Source organism: Corallococcus sp. AB038B (assembly GCF_003668955.1).
Lineage (GTDB): Bacteria > Myxococcota > Myxococcia > Myxococcales > Myxococcaceae > Corallococcus > Corallococcus exiguus.
Genome location: NZ_RAWO01000014.1, coordinates 72,623 through 86,459 on the forward strand (window position 1 = coordinate 72,623; position 13,837 = coordinate 86,459).

15 protein-coding genes are annotated in these 13,837 nt (G+C 69.9%); 9 read left to right on the top strand and 6 right to left on the bottom strand.

Annotated features, from left to right (window positions below; all coding sequences use genetic code 11):
• Positions 1-64: 64 nt before the first annotated feature.
• The 4 genes from D7Y04_RS35920 to D7Y04_RS35935 form a co-directional block, all read right to left on the bottom strand.
• Positions 65-1,138, bottom strand: a complete 1,074-nt coding sequence (locus D7Y04_RS35920) for a DUF2804 domain-containing protein (RefSeq protein WP_120578491.1) — start codon at positions 1,136-1,138, stop codon at positions 65-67.
• A 94-nt stretch (positions 1,139-1,232) separates the two neighbouring features.
• Complete coding sequence (locus D7Y04_RS35925) at positions 1,233-2,405, bottom strand: ABC transporter permease (RefSeq protein WP_121762251.1); 1,173 nt, start codon at positions 2,403-2,405, stop codon at positions 1,233-1,235.
• Entirely contained in the window at positions 2,402-3,136 is a 735-nt protein-coding gene (locus D7Y04_RS35930; RefSeq protein ID WP_120578489.1) for an ATP-binding cassette domain-containing protein, read from the bottom strand. The genes D7Y04_RS35925 and D7Y04_RS35930 overlap by 4 nt, the downstream gene beginning before the upstream one ends.
• Positions 3,137-3,149: 13 nt before the next feature.
• Complete coding sequence (locus tag D7Y04_RS35935) at positions 3,150-4,682, bottom strand: alpha/beta hydrolase (protein WP_233601737.1); 1,533 nt, start codon at positions 4,680-4,682, stop codon at positions 3,150-3,152.
• An 85-nt stretch (positions 4,683-4,767) separates the two neighbouring features.
• Here D7Y04_RS35935 and D7Y04_RS35940 point away from each other — a divergent pair, with 85 nt between their 5' ends.
• The 5 genes from D7Y04_RS35940 to D7Y04_RS35960 all read left to right on the top strand — a co-directional run bounded on the left by D7Y04_RS35940 (position 4,768) and on the right by D7Y04_RS35960 (position 8,028).
• Positions 4,768-5,610, top strand: coding sequence for an LEA type 2 family protein (locus D7Y04_RS35940; RefSeq protein WP_120578487.1), 843 nt, complete (start codon positions 4,768-4,770; stop codon positions 5,608-5,610).
• A gap of 101 nt (positions 5,611-5,711) precedes the next feature.
• Entirely contained in the window at positions 5,712-6,104 is a 393-nt protein-coding gene (panD, locus tag D7Y04_RS35945; protein WP_120578486.1) for an aspartate 1-decarboxylase, read from the top strand.
• A 118-nt stretch (positions 6,105-6,222) separates the two neighbouring features.
• On the top strand, positions 6,223-6,663 hold the full coding sequence (locus D7Y04_RS35950; RefSeq protein ID WP_120598122.1) for a hypothetical protein: 441 nt from the start codon (positions 6,223-6,225) through the stop codon (positions 6,661-6,663).
• 39 nt (positions 6,664-6,702) lie between these two features.
• Positions 6,703-7,338 carry an EcsC family protein gene (locus D7Y04_RS35955; protein ID WP_121762253.1) on the top strand — a complete coding sequence of 212 codons (636 nt, stop codon included), beginning with the start codon at positions 6,703-6,705 and terminating at the stop codon, positions 7,336-7,338.
• Between the two features lie 150 nt (positions 7,339-7,488).
• On the top strand, positions 7,489-8,028 hold the full coding sequence (locus D7Y04_RS35960) for a MarR family transcriptional regulator (RefSeq protein ID WP_121762254.1): 540 nt from the start codon (positions 7,489-7,491) through the stop codon (positions 8,026-8,028).
• Positions 8,029-8,033: 5 nt separating this feature from the next.
• Here the strand turns inward: D7Y04_RS35960 and D7Y04_RS35965 are convergent, their stop codons facing one another.
• Together D7Y04_RS35965 and D7Y04_RS35970 are read right to left on the bottom strand one after the other, a co-directional pair.
• The gene (locus tag D7Y04_RS35965) at positions 8,034-9,740 is read right to left on the bottom strand and encodes a carboxypeptidase regulatory-like domain-containing protein (RefSeq protein ID WP_233601738.1); all 1,707 of its coding nucleotides are present in this window, start codon (positions 9,738-9,740) and stop codon (positions 8,034-8,036) included.
• 5 nt (positions 9,741-9,745) lie between these two features.
• Complete coding sequence (locus D7Y04_RS35970) at positions 9,746-10,609, bottom strand: deoxyribonuclease I (protein ID WP_120598118.1); 864 nt, start codon at positions 10,607-10,609, stop codon at positions 9,746-9,748.
• A 237-nt stretch (positions 10,610-10,846) separates the two neighbouring features.
• Here D7Y04_RS35970 and D7Y04_RS35975 point away from each other — a divergent pair, with 237 nt between their 5' ends.
• From D7Y04_RS35975 to D7Y04_RS35990, 4 genes are all read left to right on the top strand, one after another.
• Complete coding sequence (locus D7Y04_RS35975; protein WP_121762255.1) at positions 10,847-11,542, top strand: hypothetical protein; 696 nt, start codon at positions 10,847-10,849, stop codon at positions 11,540-11,542.
• 44 nt (positions 11,543-11,586) lie between these two features.
• Positions 11,587-12,177, top strand: coding sequence for a hypothetical protein (locus D7Y04_RS35980; protein ID WP_121762256.1), 591 nt, complete (start codon positions 11,587-11,589; stop codon positions 12,175-12,177).
• A 113-nt stretch (positions 12,178-12,290) separates the two neighbouring features.
• Positions 12,291-12,932 carry a hypothetical protein gene (locus tag D7Y04_RS35985; protein WP_121762257.1) on the top strand — a complete coding sequence of 214 codons (642 nt, stop codon included), beginning with the start codon at positions 12,291-12,293 and terminating at the stop codon, positions 12,930-12,932.
• A gap of 129 nt (positions 12,933-13,061) precedes the next feature.
• A complete protein-coding gene (locus D7Y04_RS35990) occupies positions 13,062-13,811 on the top strand; it encodes a putative metal-binding motif-containing protein (protein WP_121762258.1) in 750 nt (249 codons plus the stop codon).
• The last annotated feature ends 26 nt before the right edge of the window (positions 13,812-13,837 follow it).

The window sequence follows — 13,837 nt, forward strand, 5'->3', positions numbered from 1 at the left end:
CGCCGCATCCTCCATGAACGCGCACCGAGCCCTCGGGACTTCGCACCCTTCGCATGCCCGGCTGCTACCAGAGCATGTCCTGGTCCTCGGTGACGCCGGGGACGTTGGACAGCTTGAGCTCCTGGCCGCCTACGCGCAGGGTGCCCTCGAAGAAGCCCACGGGCTGGGCGAAGTGGCTCACCACGAGCCGCAGGTTGCGCTCCTCGCGGTGCACGTAGATGGGCTTGAAGCGCAGGTCCACCGCGCCGTCCGCCGTCGTCAGGCGCCACGGGTCCAAGAGCTCCTTCGCGTCGTACTCGAAGTGCGCGCGGCCCACCGGGTAGAGCCGGTCGCCCAGCCAGACGGCGTTCTCGTTGGCCTCGGTGGCGCCCTCGTTGAAGCCCTCCACCAGGTTGAGGCCCACGGGCGTGCCGTCCGGCAGCCGCCCGGCCGCGAAGGCCCAGCGCCAGGCGGTGTGCCGCGCCAGGTAGCCTTGCGTGTAGTCCATGCCGCCCACGCCGCCGTCCAAACGGAAGCGCCGGCCCCCTGCCTCCAGGCTCCCGAAGGCCAGGAGGCCACTGCGCTTCTGGGTGACGTTGACCAGCCCGTCGCCCTGCACCGGCGCGATGACGGTGAGGGCCGGCGGACCGCCCGCGACCAGCAGCTCGCCGTTCCACTGGAACGACTGGAGCGACTGCGTGCGCATGCGGCTGACGTCCACCTCCACCTGGTAGCGCTCGTCGGACTCGCCGCGCTTCACGGACATGCGCCCGCCCAGCGTGCGGAAGGCCGCCACGAGCCCCGCGCCCGGCTTGTCACTCACCTCCGCGAGCGGCCCGGGCACGCCCAGGAAGCTGACGTCACAGAGTGGCTTCTTCTCCTGGAGGTCCACCGCCACCGCGAAGGCGTTGGCCGTGTAGCCCAGATCCACCACCGCGAAGAGGGCCGCCACCTCCTGCGTGGCGACGAAGGTGTAGTGCCAGCGCTTGCGCTTGAGCAGCCGCGTCGCGCGCCCCGGAGCCCACTTCCCCAACAGCCGGGGCAGGTCCACCTCCGGCAGCTCTCCCTGATACGTCCCGAACCGCGGTTCCCCTTCCGTGGAGGCCACCGAATTCGGGGCGAAGGGCAGCAAGGCTTCTCGTTCACGCTCAAGCGTCATCGCGAAACATTGGACGGCACTTCGCCGCCCCTGTCACGTGAACACAGCGTCCAAGCGGCGCCCCGAAGACACTCGGGGCCGGCGAGCCTGCTCGCTAGCTCCTGCCGAAGATGATGCGCTCCTGCGTCAACAGACGCGTGGTGAAACGCAACGCCACCAGTGACACCGCCACACAGGACAGGAACGCGAGCAGGAAGGGCACCGGCCCCAGCGTCTCGCCACGCATCACCTCGCCCGCGAGCATCTCCTGCCCCAGCACCGGCACCGCGAACATCCACGTCTGCGTCTGGATGGGGGACAGAGCCAGCAGCATCCCGGGCAGCGTGGGCAGCACCATCAGGAGCGACAGGTACGTCTGAGCCTCCTTGAACGACCGTGCATAGGTGGACACCCACATCTGCACGGCGGACGCGGCCAGCACCAGCGGCAGCACCGCGGCCAGCATGCCCAGCGCGGCCGGCGCGTCGAAGCGGGCGCGCACGCCCAGGTCCTCCAGCGGCACGCGCTTCACCACCAGGAAGTAACCCACCAGACACAAGAGCACGCCCGTGCCCGCCATGGCGCAGGTGGCCAGCCACTTGCCCGCCACCACCGCGCCGCGAGGAGCCGGGTTGAGCAACAAGGGCTCCAGCGAACCGCGCTCGCGCTCGCCCGCCATGGTGTCGCTGGCCAGCTGCATGCCGCCCGCGAACGCCGCCATCACCAGGAACAGCGGGATGGTGGTGAGCACCGTGGCCGCGGTCCGCTCGGGGGTGGACAAATCCAGTTCGTCCACGCGCACGGGCACCGCCAGCTCCGGCGAAACACCGCGCGCGAACAGGCGCTGGCTGCCGGTCTGCTGCGAATACACCGCCAACATCCGCTGCGCACGCTGCACGGACTGGCGGGCCTTGTTGCGCGAGCTGTCCACCACCAGCCGCACCGCGGCGGTGTGCCCGTCCGCGAAGTCCTTCGAGTAGTCGTCCGTCACCACCAGCACCAGGTCCAGCTTCCCGGCCTGCACCAGCGACTCGTAGTCCTGAGGGGCCTCTGACAGCTTCGCGCCGTAGCGCTCCAGGAAGGCCATCAGGCTGGGCGCGTGCTCGCGGCCCACCACCGGCATCTCCAGCGGCCGGTCCTGCCGGTACCAGGAGGCCATCACGTTGAACATCACCAGGAACACCAGCGGGCCCAACAGCGGCCACATCAGCGCGGTGCCCAGCGTGCGCTTGTCCCGCAGGTGGTCCAGCACTTCCTTGCGCAGCACCGTCCCGATGAGGCCCTTCATTCGCGCAACCCCTGCTCGCTGCCAATCACGCTCACGAAGGCTTCCTCCAGGCTGTCCTTGCCGGTGCTCGCACGCAGCGCGTCCGCCGTCCCGTCCGCCACCACCCGCCCGCGCGCCACCACCACGATGCGGTCACACAGCGCGGCCACCTCCTGCATCACGTGGCTGGAGAACACCACGCAGCAGCCCTGCGCCTTCAGCTTGCGCAAGAGCGTGCGCACGGAGCGCGTGGCCATCACGTCCAGGCCGTTGGTGGGCTCGTCCAGCAGCACGTTGCGAGGCCCGTGCACCAGCGCGCGCGCCAGCGCCACCTTCACACGCTCGCCCTGGCTGAAGCCCTCCGTGCGCCGGTCCGCGATGTCCTTCATGTCCAGCAGCTCCACCAGCTCCTCCACGCGCGCGTCCAGCGCGGCGCCGGACAGGCCGTGCAGCTCGCCGAAGTACCGCGCGTGCTCGCGCGCGGTGAGGCGCGGGTAGAGGCCTCGCGCGTCGGGCAGCACGCCCAGCGCGCGACGGGCCACCTCCGGCTGCTTCGCCACGTCCACGCCGTCCACGGTGGCGGTGCCGCCATCCGGGCGCACCAGCGTGTAGAGCATGCGCATCGTGGTCGTCTTGCCCGCGCCGTTGGGGCCCAGCAGGCCCGTGATGACGCCGTCCTCCGCGGTGAAGGTCACGTCATGCACGGCCGTCACGGAGCCGAAGCGCTTGTGCAGGTTCCTGGCTTCAATCATGGGCGCTTGAGTCCTACGGAACAGGGCCAGCGAAGGAGGTGAAGAAGGGCGGCCGCTTGAGGCCCGCGCCACAGTCGGGCGTCAGGCCCTCCACGCTGCCGCGCGTGAGCACCTCCGCCATCAACGTGCGCGCGCAGTCCGCGCCCACCGTGTTGTGTCCCAGCCCCGGCACCACCACGTGCAGGCTGTGCGTGAGCGTCCGCTTCGCCTCCTCGCCCCAGGGCGGCGGCGTCACGGGGTCCAGCTCGCCGGACAACAGCAGCGTGGGGATGTCCGACTTCACGGGCTCGCGGAAGCTCGCGGGCACGTTCGCCTGCGGCCACTTCGCGCACCCGCGCTTCACGTCCAGCGCCATGCGCGAGCCGAACCAGGTGCCCTTCGCTTCACGCTCGGCGTCCTCCTCCGTGAAGAAGGGCGCGTCCTCCGCGCACACCACCGCGAGGAACATGCCGCGGCTGGTGGTGCGCGCCACCTCGTCGGTGAGCCCCAGCGACAGCGCGACGAAGGGCGTCCAGTCGTCCTTCGCGGCGCGGTCCAGCATCAGCGGCACCAGCGACGCGACGTCCGGGCTGTAGAGCAGCGAGAACAGCTCCGACAGGAAGACGCGCCGGGTGAGCGTGAAGTCCTCCGGCACTCCCGTGCGCGGGTGCGCCAGGTGCACCTTCGCGGGGGCGGCCTCCAGCTTCGCGAGCAGCGCTTCCGTGCGGGCGCGCAGGTCCGGATACGCCTTCGCGCAGACGCCGTCCTTCGCGCACGCGTCCATGAGCAGGTCCAGGGCGCGCTGGCCGTCGCGCGCGGCGTACAGCGGCAGGTACTGCCCCATGGGGGCCACGCCATCCAGGATGGCGGTGCGCACGCGGTCCGGGTGCTGGCGCATGTACACCAGCGCCGCGCGCGTCCCGTAGGAGATGCCCCACAGGTTCACCTGCCGGTAGCCCAGCGCCGCGCGCACATCGTCCAGGTCATCCATGGCGATGGACGTGGTGTAGAGCCGCTCGTCCGCGTCCCAGCCCTTGCGGCACTGGGGAATCACGTCCGCGTCCTCGCGGTCCTCGAAGCGCTCCGCCAGCGACGTGCGCGAGGGGTTCAACGCCTCGCAGTCCAGCGGGTGCGAGTCCCCCGTGCCGCGCTGGTCCACGAACACGATGTCGCGCTGACGCCGGATGCGATCCAGCGCGGGCAGGATGCGCGTGCGGGAGGCCGCCTGGCCGGGGCCGCCCGCGAGGAAGAACAACGGGTCTTCCTTCGGCTGCGACGCGAGCGCGGGCACCACCACCACGCGCAGGGAGATTTTGCGCCCCTTCGCCGCGGCCCGGTCCTCGAAGACCTCCAGCGTGCCGCAGAGCGTCTGCGCGGCCACTCCGTCCAGCCGGCACGGCTTCAGGTCCATCCGCCGCGCGGAGGCGGTCTCCGCGTTGGAGGACCGGGAGCAGCCCGTGAGCGACAGCGCGGCCAGCACCGCCAGCGCGGCGAGGGGGTGAGACAAGATGCCACCTGTCACGGCGGGCCAACCTCCAGCACGGGGGAGTCCCCTGGCGCATACCATTGGAGTGCCGAAGGTGCACCCGTCGAGGCCCCGACACGCGCGGCGATTGAATCCGCGCGAACGTGGTGCGTCCTCTGCTACGCCCATGCCCATGAAGAAACGCGCGTTCCTGGTCCTCTTCGCCCTGTCGCTCACCACGCTCTCCGGCTGCGCAGCGCTGCAGAGCCTGCTCAACGGTGCCTTCAAGAAGCCCACGCTGAAGTTCAAGACAGCCCGGCTGGCGAACGCCTCCCTGTCCGACGCCACGGTGGACCTGGTGTACGAGTTGGACAACCCCAACAGCCTGGGCCTGAAGCTGGCGTCGGTGGACTACGCCTTCTTCGTGGAGGGCAAGCAGCTGGTGGCCGGCAAGCCGAAGGAGGGCTTGAACCTCAAGTCCAACGGCAAGAGCCAGATTGTCTTCCCCGCCAATGTGAAGTTCGCGGACATCGCGCCGGTCGTGACCACGTTCCTGGACAAGGACGTGGCGGCCTTCAAGGCGCAGGGTTCGCTGGGCATCCAGACGCCGCTGGGCGTGCTGAAGTTCCCCCTGGAGAAGGAAGGCACGTTCCCCGTCCCCAAGATTCCCCAAGTGCAGTTCCAGGCGCCGCGCATCACCAACGTCACGCTGAGCGGGGCCACGGTGGAGTTCCCCCTGGCCATCACCAACCGCAACGCCTTCCCCCTGCCGGTGGCGGGCATCACGGGCGCGCTCAAGGTGGCGGGCGCCAACGTGGGCAACCTGTCCACGGGCAACCTGGGCATGCTGGACGGAAGTGGGACGAAGCAGGTGACCCTGCCACTCACCATCAACTTCGCGAGCGCCGCTTCCGCGGCCATGGCGCTGCGCTCGGGTGGTAACGCGCAGGTGAGCCTGACGGGCAACCTGACGTCGGACGCGCAGTCCGTGCCCCTGAACCTGAGTCAGCTCGTGAATTTCACGAAGTAAACAGCAGGGCGTGCAGGGAGGCAGGCGGTGCGTGGGACACCGGGGATGTTGTCCCCGGGCAGGGGAGCCGTTACGGTTGCGCCGCTTCCCGAGGGCCCCCCATGCGCCGCATCCTCTTCAAGTCCAAGATCCACCGCGCGACGGTGACCCAGGCCGACCTCGACTACGAGGGTTCGGTGACCATCGACCGAGATTTGCTGAAGGCGGCGGACATCCTCCCCTTCGAGAAGGTCGCGGTGTGGAACGTCACGCGCGGCACCCGGCTGGAGACGTACGCCCTGGAGGGCGAGTCCGGCAGCGGTGTCATCTGCATCAACGGCGCGGCCGCGCACCTGAACCAGCCGGGCGACCTGGTCATCCTGGCCACCTTCGCGGAGGTCGAGGAGGCGGAGGCCGCCCACTGGAAGCCCACGGTCGTCTTCGTGGACGGAAAGAACCGGGCGGTTCCCGGCGTCACCGAGGAAATCCCCGGGCCCGCGCGCCGTATCGCGTAGAGACGCCCACGGGTCCTTCCGGCACCTTTTGCCGCACCTGGCCCTGTCTGCCATGCTTCCCGCCCTTTCCTTGTTGGCGCGGAGGCGCGGCGACGCGCGTCCCGGAGGCAATGACGCGATGAAGTGGACGTGGGCGGGCCTGACGGTCCTGGTGGCGGTGGCGGGGTGCAAGCAGGTGGGCCCGTATCAGCGCGACCCCAACGAGGAGGACGCGTTCATCTCCAACGTGCCGGTCATCCGAGCGCCCGCGCAGGACCGCTGCGCGGCGTTGGGGAAGTCCTCCGTGCGCGGCGGCTGTGACGACGCCCTCTACCTGGCCCAGGAGTACGCCCGGCGCCTGTCGGTGGGGGACGAGGTGTGCCTGGAGGGTGGCTTCGGCGAGGAGCCGGGCGCGGCGTGCAAGGCGCGCGCGGCGGTCATCGACACGGGGCCCAACCGGGTGAAGCTGGAGGTGCGCTCGGCGCGTCCGGATTCGCGGTGGTTCAAGTCGGAGATGCGACACGGCTGGTACGAAGAAGGCGCGTTGGTGGACCTGTACCTGGCCGAGCGGGGTTACTAGAGACGACCGGCCGCGTGCATCGCGGCCAAGGAGGAGGACATGGCCTTCTACGACGGCGTGACAGAGCGGCTGGGCTTCATGAAGAAGCTGACCCCCGCGGAGCTGAAGAAGCTGGGGTCGCTGCGTCTGTCGGACCTCATCCAGGGTGAGATTGGCCGCGCGCGCGTGCGCGTGGCGGCGCTGGAGAAGCGCTACCCGTCCGCGACGACCAAGGAACTGGCGCAGCGGCTGGTGGACGAGAAGAAGAGCCTCGCGAGCATGGTCGGCGGAGTGAGCGGCGTGTTCGGGCTCATCTCGCTGCCGGCGGACCTGACGTTCATGGCCTACCTGCAGCTCGTCCTGCTCACGGACGTGGCCACGCTCTACAAGGCGAACCTCAAGACGGAGCGGGCGCGCGGTGAGATGTTGGACCTGTTCGGCTACGCCAACGGGCTGGGGCCGCTGCACCGCTCCGGGCCGAAGGTGCTGGGGAAGCTGGCGGCACTGCTGCTCGCGAAGGGCGGCATGACGACGCTGGGCCGCGCGATGCCGCTCGTCGCCGCGCCCATCACCGCGTACCTCAACAACCAGCACATCCAGATGGTGGGTGAGCAGGCCGTGCGCTTCTACGAGGGATTCGACAAGGCGCACGCGAAGGCGCGAAGCGCGAAGCGCAAGGCGGCGGGCGCGGAGTAGAGCGCCCCGCGGAAAATCCGGTCAGAAACCAGATCGATATGTCCGTCACGTATTTCCGTTGATGACTTCGCGGTCCCAGGGGGCCGCGGGATGCCGGATGCGTCGCACGCGGGGCCGGACGCGGCGCTTGCTCATGGCAGGGAGGGGTGCATGACGGAACTCTCGGCGGAGGTGCGCGTGCAGGTGGCGCGTTGGCGGAATCTCCTCGTGGACGCGGCCCGCTGCGGCGCGCTGGAGAGTCCCCTGGACGTCCTGAGCCATCCCCACTGGGAGCCTCGGGAACTCCAGGCGATCTGGTGGCTGCGCTCGGAGAGCCTGCTGCCCGTGGGAGTGCTCGCCATGCGCCTGGGGGGACTGGCCATGCCGCGCCTGAGCCGCCTGGTGGACCGGCTGGAGGACGGCGGCCTCGTGCGGCGGGAGCGCTCGGTGCGGCATGATCGCCGGCGCGTGCGCGTGCGACTCACCGACGCGGGCCGCGCGCTCGCGGATCAGCTGGATGCGCAGGTGCAGGGGCGCATGGCGCAGCGGCTGGCCCCGCTCCAGGGCGAGACGCGCAGCGCGCTGATGGATGTCCTGGAGCTGTGGGTGCAGGCCCTGACCGTCCAGGCCCGCTCCGCCGAGGAAGTCGCCGAGGAGAACGCCGAGCTGGCCAGCGCCCCCGACGAGCTTCTAACGGCGTCGGCCGCCTGACGAATCTACAGCCGCACCTCCACGACGCCCGAGCGGAGGCAGGCTTCCGCTCCGTCGCCCTCCCATTCATTCCCGGCGCCCTGCACGAACATCGGCAGCACGTCCGAGGTCACGGCGCCCAACCGCCAGTGCCCCGTGCTGTCCGTCTCTCCGCGCATGGGAGGCATTGAGCGGTACTTCCCGCCCACCATCACCAGGGCTCCCGCCACGGGACGTCCTTGATGGGTGACGTGAACCTCACAGGAGAGGCCGGCGGAAGGCGCTGGCGACAGCCGCACGTCCACGCTCGTGTCGTCCGCGCCCATCTGCGCCACGCTGCTGGGCCGTGACGCATAGGGCGCTGACGCGACCTGGACGCGGTAGGTCCCGGGCTCCAGCAGGGACACCGCCATGCCGTCCTCCTCCGGAACAAACTCCCGCGAAGGCACCGCGCTCCACAGGCCCTGCGCGTCGCGACGCTCCAGCAGGTACACCGGATAGGGCGGCACCACGCGCTCCTTCAACTGCGCTCGCGTGAAGCCATCCATCCGAACGACCAACCACCGGTACAACGGCACGCGCCACTCGACGTCCACCACGCCCTGCATCTCCTCCGTTGGCGTGAAGTCGAAGTCCCACATCGAAGGCGCCGCCGGACGGCCTTCCTCCTTCAGTCCCCGATAGACGTTGAAGCGCGTCGCTCGCCATGCCGGCACGTCGGGGATCGTGAAGCGCCCGTCCGCGTCCACCGGCTCCTCTCCGCCCGGCCAGCTCACCATCCGCCCACCGGACCGGGACGTGTTCCCCAGCAGGACCCGTCCGCGAAGGGTCACCGCGCGACTCAGGCCTTCGGGGAACAGCCGCGCCACGTCCAGCGTCACCGGGGTCACAGTGCCTTCACGCAGGCGCACCTCGACCGGGCCACCCTCCCGCCCCGAGGGCGCGCGCAACCACAGCCTCACCCCGCGGTCCGGAGGCAGCGGCGCCAGGCGCGTGTCCGCGTCCGGGCTCAGTGGCACCGGCGAGCGATTCACGAGTGCCCATCCCAGGTCCGGATTCACCAGCGCCAGCATGGGCTGAAGGGCGCTGGCCTGCTCGGCGTCGTGGGGATCCACGTCGCGTTCGATGCGCACGGAGAACGCCCCCTCCATGTTCCGCGCACCGTCCAGCCGGATGCTCACGCCCGTGGGCCGGTTCGCTCGCAGCACGCCCGCGTTCAACGTGCCCGTCTTCGGCAACGCGCCCGGCACGAAGTCCGCCCACCAGAAGGTCCCATCCGGTTCGAACGCGACCACCTGGTAGCGCGGCGCGGGCGGCACGGCGACGGGCCCCACCACGCCTCCCTGCGACGAAGCGGTGGCCGGCGCAGTCATCCACTCGCGCACGTTGGCCAGGTCCTCCAGACTCGAAGGGCCCACGAGGCTGATTGCCTTCTGCCGCTTCTCCTCCTCCCACCACCCCTCATCCCCTTCAACGATGAACGCCGCGCCCACGCGCGCCTCTCCATCGAACGGACGCGCCCCCTCCAACGTCGCCGTCAGCCACAGGCCCGCGTCCGAGGCCGCCGCGGCCTCGACTGGATGAGCCGCCTCTAGCACACCGGCGTCCTCGACCCACGTGGACACAGGAGCTGATGGCGGCGCCAGCGGTGACGCGGACTCGGGACGCAACAGCATCCACAAGCCCACGCCCACGAGCACCGCCACCAACATCCCGCCCAGGACCCGCTTCACGTGCATCAGTCCGTGTCGCTGTTGGAGTACAGGGACAGCCACACCGGTGCGTGGTCCGACAGTCGGGTGACGTAGTCCAGCGGGTTCGCGATGTAGTCGCGGCCCGTGCTGGAGAACTCCGTCACGTAGGTGTCCTGCATCCAGAAGTGGTCGTACGCGTTGGCGTAGCCCCCGGACGTGTTCATCGTGGTGGCCACGTCCAGCTTGCACGTCACCGCGGGCGACAGGCCCTTCAGCTGGCTCCAGGACGCGTGGGTGCAGGCCATGTTGTGGTCGCCCACGAGGATGACGTCCTGGTCCGAGGTGCTGGCCGACTGCACGGACGCGAACACGCCGTCGATGGCCTGCGCCTCCAGCGTGCGGTCCGCCGCCGTGCCCCACACCGCGTGCCAGTTGAGGAAAGTGTAGTCCGCGCCCGTGGGCACGTGGCGCACCTTCACCACCTGCGGCTCGCGCTCGAACAGGTCCCCCGTGTCCGTCCACACCGTGGAGGACAGCAGAGACACCGTGTCCGTCCGGTACAGCACCGCGTAGTGCTCTTTGTAGGACGACCGGCCGATGAGCGGCGTCACCACCGCCGTCCACGACACCCCGGAGACCTGCGTCAGGTTCGTCGCGATGGCCGTCGCCGCGGACGCGTCCATCACCTCCTGGAGGAACACCAGGTCACAGCCATTGTTCGAGTTGCTGTTCGCACCGAACTGGTTCCACAGCTGCTTCGCGTCATCCAGGTAGGTCTGCTCGGCCGCCCATCCCTCGTGGCGGAGGTTCCAGCTCACCACCCGGAGATACGAGCCCGCCTGCGCCAACGCGGGGAGCACCAGCACGGACAACACCAGGACGCGCGACAAGAAGGACGGCCCTCTCATTTCACGGCACCTCCAGCCCTGCGGGAGAAAAGCGCCCCATCTTCGGCATGCCAGCGCCCCAGGACCAGCCCTCCTTCGTGGAATCGAGGTGACAGCCCGCCCCGCACGACACTCCCCGGGCACCACTCATTAAATGCAACTTGATTACATTTGACTCCAAGTGGCATCTATTGCGGATCTCTCGCGGGAAGGCGGGACGGCGCGCGCACCGCCACAGGTGCGTCCTGAGGGGAACCCATGAACCGCATCGTCTGGAGTGTCGGAGGCACGGGAGTCGTGTTGTCGTGTCTCGCGGTGGCCTGGCTTCACCGGCCGCTGGAGACCCCTGTCGGGCCCGTCCCCGCCCCGCCCACCGTGTCCCAGCGGGCGCCCGTCCCTCCCCCGAGGGCCGAAGCCCCGACCCCTCCCGCCGCGCCAGCTCAGGCGTCCGCGCCCCCTGTACAGGAACCTGAGACCCACCTGTCGCCAGAGGTGTTCCTCGACGAGGTGCTGAAGACGAAGGGGCCCGTTCAGCCGGAGCTCCGCGGCCGTGAGCGCCGGGTACTGCCCGAAACGCGCGTGCGTCTGGTGAAGGCCCTCCGCGCGGACCACCCCACCCCGCAGGCCCGCCGTGACGCCGTGCTCGCGGAGCTCACCGCGTCTGGCGACAGCGCGGAGCCGTGGACGCAGGACGCTCGCGCCGCGTTGGACACGTGGCACGCGCGCATCGGACAGGACGTGCGGCCCGTCCAGGCGGAGCCGCCCCACTGCTACGCCGCGGGCTGCGTGACGCGCGTCACCTTCCCGGACGAGGCGTCCTTCCGCGACGCCTGGGAACGCACGTCCCGCCTGTCCCCCAGCGCCCAGGGCGCCCACCTCCAGCTCCCGCCCGAGCGCCTTGCCTCGGGCGAGGTGCGCGTCCCGTGGCTCGTCCTGCGCCCGGACCGCTCCTAGCCCCCGCCCTCACCCGCCGCACCCACACACCCAAGGAGTCCCCCATGTTGAAGCATGCCCTGCTCGCCGCTGGCGCCGTCGTCCTGCTCGCCGGCTGCGGTACCGAAGAAGCTCCCGCCCCGGAGTCGCAAGCCCCCGTCACCCAAGAGTCGGAGCTGCTCGCCGCCTGCGAGGACACGGAGGAGCTGGCGGAGGTCGCCGAGCACTCCTGCATCCATGCCGAATACGGTCCCTTCGAGTCCGTCACCGCCGCGCCCCATGGCGGCCCGTCCTTCGTGGACGTGAGCGTGGGGCACACCGCGTACAACGTCACCCTGCCGGCCATCAGCTACCGGAAGTGGACGCTGGGCTACGCGGGCTCCGTCATCTTCACCCCGGAAGAGTCCACCGAGTACGCCTTCCTCACCTCCGGCTACCGCGCCGTCCGCGTCTTCAACACGGCCACGAATGAGGAGGTCGGCCTCGAGTGCCGCTACCACGTCCCGCAAGAGGTCTGCGGCAACCTGCGCACCGCCGTCACGGCCGACCTGGAGGGCGGCGTGGACTACCGCCTGGACTTCGCGGCCGTCGTTCCCCAGCCCGCCACGCTCCTCCTCGTCGTCGAGGAGACGGGCCACGACCACCACGAAGAGTAGGCCCGCGTGAGTGAAGGCCCGTGGACACCTCCAAGGCCCACGGGCCTTCCCAACATCCAAAAACTTCTGTATCTCAATTGCATCTACATCACGGATTCCGATGAGGCAGCCCCATGCGCACCCCGTTTCCAGCCCTCCTCCTGGCCGGCGGCCTCGCGGTCCTGACCGCCTGCGGCGACGACGCCTCGCCCGGCCCGGACGACACGCCCCAGGAGCAGGGCGACCCATGCGCCCCCAACGGCCACATCCACCGCGAGCCTGAGGGCGACTGGTGCCACTGCAACCGGGGCTACCTGGCCAGCGAAGAAGGCCTGTCGTGCGTGACGGACCCGGACTACGTGCCGCGCACGGACTTCGACTTCGGGGACAACGGCGAGCACGCCTGCTGGCACGTCACCCACGGCCCCTTCGCCACCGTCACCGCGTCGCCGGAGCGGCAGCCGCGCGTGGATGACTTCCACACGCACTACACCGTCCAGCTGCGCCCGGAGAACGGACAGTCCGTGGGCACCTTCAGCTTCAAGGCCTGGGCGAGCGGTGACTTCATCCTCTACCTGAGCACGCCCGACGTGGCCGTCACCGTGAAGGAAGGCGAGCGCGTCGTGGAGCCCATGGGCACCCAGGCCACGGGCGGCTTCTGCGACGGCCTGAAGCAGATGGTCGGCTACGAGCTGACGGACAAGGTCCAGTACACAGTCACCTTCGGCCCCACCGCGCTCACGAATCTCGGGCTCGTCATCGAACACCTCCAGTGACGGGCTGAATCGCACCAGGCATTATTGCAACCAAGTTGCGTTTACGGCATGAGTGAGTCGCCGGACGCACCGGCGGCTTCCTGGCCGCCTGGCACCCCGCAGCGCCCGGCATCCCGAAAGGAAACACCCATGTTGAAGATGAAGCGCATCGCGCTGGGCGCGTTGTTGTCGCTCGGCCTGACGGCCTGCGGACCGATGGAGGAGGCGCCGGAGGCCTCCTTCGAGGCGCAGGATTCGCAGGAGTTGGAGGCCGGTTGCACGTCGCTGGGCACGGGCATCACCACGCACGCGTGCACCCACTCCGGCAACCCCACGGACCACGTGCCCGTCACGGCGAGCGCCACGCGCGTCACCAGCGCGCCCGCCATCAGCACGAAGCACAAGGCCTATGACCTGGCGCTGCCGTCCGGCGCCGAGGGCTCCGTGACGTACGTGCCGGCCACCACCGGCTCATACGCGTTCTACCGGACGCAGAACGTGGCCTTCACCGTCGTCAACGGCGCCACCAGCGCCACGGTGGCCTCCGCGCTGACGCACAGCGTGTCGTCCTCGGGGTGCTCGCTCACGCACGTGTCCGTCTATGACCTGACGGCGGGCACGACGTACATCCTCGCGGCGGGGCCGGCGTCCGGCAACGCGCTCACCGTGGTGCCGGAGTTCCTCAACGACACGCGCACGCGCTACTACCAGGACGCGGACGGTGACGGGTACGGCAACAACGCCACGTCCGTCCTCACCGCGTGCACGCCGCCCTCCGGCTACACGACGCAGCGCTTCGACTGCAACGACACGCCGGGCTCCGGCGCCAGCATCAACCCGGGCGCCACTGAAATCTGTGGCAACGGCATCGATGACAACTGCGACGGGTCGCAGTGCTGACCGCCGTCCCCTGACGCGGGCCTGAG

Bases quoted from the DNA above. Each gene is read 5' to 3' on its own strand.
- D7Y04_RS35970 (WP_120598118.1), bottom strand. From the start codon at position 10,609: ATGAGAGGGCCGTCCTTCTTGTCGCGCGTCCTGGTGTTGTCCGTGCTG.
- D7Y04_RS35985 (WP_121762257.1), top strand. From the start codon at position 12,291: ATGCGCACCCCGTTTCCAGCCCTCCTCCTGGCCGGCGGCCTCGCGGTC.
- D7Y04_RS35955 (WP_121762253.1), top strand. From the start codon at position 6,703: ATGGCCTTCTACGACGGCGTGACAGAGCGGCTGGGCTTCATGAAGAAG.
- panD (WP_120578486.1), top strand. From the start codon at position 5,712: ATGCGCCGCATCCTCTTCAAGTCCAAGATCCACCGCGCGACGGTGACC.
- D7Y04_RS35950 (WP_120598122.1), top strand. From the start codon at position 6,223: ATGAAGTGGACGTGGGCGGGCCTGACGGTCCTGGTGGCGGTGGCGGGG.
- D7Y04_RS35935 (WP_233601737.1), bottom strand. From the start codon at position 4,682: ATGGTATGCGCCAGGGGACTCCCCCGTGCTGGAGGTTGGCCCGCCGTG.
- D7Y04_RS35975 (WP_121762255.1), top strand. From the start codon at position 10,847: ATGAACCGCATCGTCTGGAGTGTCGGAGGCACGGGAGTCGTGTTGTCG.
- D7Y04_RS35960 (WP_121762254.1), top strand. From the start codon at position 7,489: ATGACGGAACTCTCGGCGGAGGTGCGCGTGCAGGTGGCGCGTTGGCGG.
- D7Y04_RS35980 (WP_121762256.1), top strand. From the start codon at position 11,587: ATGTTGAAGCATGCCCTGCTCGCCGCTGGCGCCGTCGTCCTGCTCGCC.
- D7Y04_RS35990 (WP_121762258.1), top strand. From the start codon at position 13,062: ATGTTGAAGATGAAGCGCATCGCGCTGGGCGCGTTGTTGTCGCTCGGC.
- D7Y04_RS35930 (WP_120578489.1), bottom strand. From the start codon at position 3,136: ATGATTGAAGCCAGGAACCTGCACAAGCGCTTCGGCTCCGTGACGGCC.
- D7Y04_RS35940 (WP_120578487.1), top strand. From the start codon at position 4,768: ATGCCCATGAAGAAACGCGCGTTCCTGGTCCTCTTCGCCCTGTCGCTC.
- D7Y04_RS35925 (WP_121762251.1), bottom strand. From the start codon at position 2,405: ATGAAGGGCCTCATCGGGACGGTGCTGCGCAAGGAAGTGCTGGACCAC.
- D7Y04_RS35920 (WP_120578491.1), bottom strand. From the start codon at position 1,138: ATGACGCTTGAGCGTGAACGAGAAGCCTTGCTGCCCTTCGCCCCGAAT.